Annotated in this window: 1 protein-coding gene; it reads right to left on the minus strand. The window is 72.1% G+C overall.

The window, feature by feature from the left end; translation table 11 throughout:
• Positions 1–717 (minus strand): acyl carrier protein (locus IE260_RS41125; protein ID WP_229881860.1); only part of this gene is annotated, 717 nt, incomplete at both ends.

Consider the following 717-nt stretch of genomic DNA (forward strand, 5'->3'; position numbering starts at 1 on the left):
GGAGTTCACGCCGCCGGGGTAGCGGCAGGCCATGCCCACGATCGCGATCGGCTCGTCGTCGACCGCCGCGACCACCGTGGACTGCTGGACCGGCAACTGCTCCTGGCCGTCCTCCGTCAGCTCCTGTCGGAGGAACTCGGCGACGCGGGAGGCCGTCGGGTAGTCGAAGACCAGGGTGCTGGGGAGCCGTAGCCCTGTGGCACCGTTCAGCTGGTTGCGCAACTCGATCGCGGCGAGCGAGTCGAATCCCAGCTCCTTGAAGGCGCGGTCGGGTTCGATCGCGGCGCCGGTCTCGTGGCCGAGGACCGACGCCACGTGCTTGGTGACGAGCTCCAGCAGAGCCTCGGTCCGTTCCACCGTGGACAGTCCGGCCAGCCGCTGCCGTATGCCCGACGCGGCCGAGGCCGAGTCGCCTGCCGCTCGGGCGGCCTGGCGGGCCGGGAAGCGGACGAGCCCCTGCAGAATCTGCGGGATCCGCCCGGCCCCGGCCGCCTCACCGGCCCTGGCACGCAGGGTCCGGAGGTCGAGCCTGATCGGCACGAGCGTCGCGTGACCGGCACGTAGTGCCGCGTCGAACAGCGCCAGTCCGTCCTCGGGCAGCAGAGCGGGAGTACCCGCCCGACTCATCCGGGCCAGGTCTGTGTCGCTGAGGTGGTCGGTCATGCCGGTGGTGTGGGCCCAGGCGCCCCAGGCGAGGGAGGTGGCGGGGAGTCCGTT

Origin of the sequence: Streptomyces viridiviolaceus (genome assembly GCF_014650995.1) — a bacterium.
Classification (GTDB): domain Bacteria; phylum Actinomycetota; class Actinomycetes; order Streptomycetales; family Streptomycetaceae; genus Streptomyces; species Streptomyces viridiviolaceus.